Here is a 737-nt window from a genome sequence, read left to right on the forward strand (position 1 = left end):
ACCAGCTCTAGGTGGATCTCCGCTTTTAGCCGTTGGGGGAGGGAAATTTTGAATACATCTCCCTGATTCATTTCGTGGGCATCTTCCATGCTGGCCAGGGCTTCCACCACTTCTTCGGAGTTGGCGGTTAGCACCACAACGGGGCGCTCGCAGGCAATGGGGAAATCGTGCCACGTGCCGAGGTGCAGCAGCAGCCCATGCCCGGCAGGGAATCGCAGGGCTTGTACTTTGTCGAGATCGGGAGCTGCTTTGGGATGGTTGGGAGGAGCCATCACCATGATGAACGGCTCTTGCCCCAGGCCGACAAACAACTGGGTCATACGCATGTGGCGCTCCAGCCAGAGCACAGGTGGATATCCGGGCAGGATCTTAGCCGTACGGATAACGGCTCTGCCGGTGTATTGAAAGTCGATGTTCTGTCCTTCCAGGACACGCCCCTGATAAAAGGGGATCCCCAGCCCAGGATTGGCCACATCGTCCCCTATAAGTTGGCCGAAGGGTTGCACATTTTCTGGGGTGGCATCCACAATCGGCACCCGGACAACGGTGGTGGCAGTTGCAGTCGTGCTCATGGTTTGCATCCTCGCTCTTGATTGGACTGGGGTCAATTGGATTGGAGTCAGGCTTTCTATCTTAATTGTCTTACTGAGAGCAATAGGTAAAGAAACGGTTTTCCCGGTAACGGTCTATACATCTTTGATTCTTATTTAATTCTTAACTTTTAATTCTTAACTTTG

At 53.1% G+C, this 737-nt stretch carries 1 protein-coding gene; it reads right to left on the reverse strand.

Annotation, left to right across the window (positions count from 1 at the left end):
• The coding region (locus NW820_RS13110) for an ureidoglycolate lyase (protein WP_041437468.1) at positions 1–572 on the reverse strand (572 nt) is incomplete at its 3' end.
• Positions 573–737 lie beyond the last annotated feature (165 nt).

Source organism: Synechococcus sp. R55.7, from assembly GCF_047461955.1.
In the GTDB taxonomy this organism is placed as follows: domain Bacteria; phylum Cyanobacteriota; class Cyanobacteriia; order Thermostichales; family Thermostichaceae; genus Thermostichus.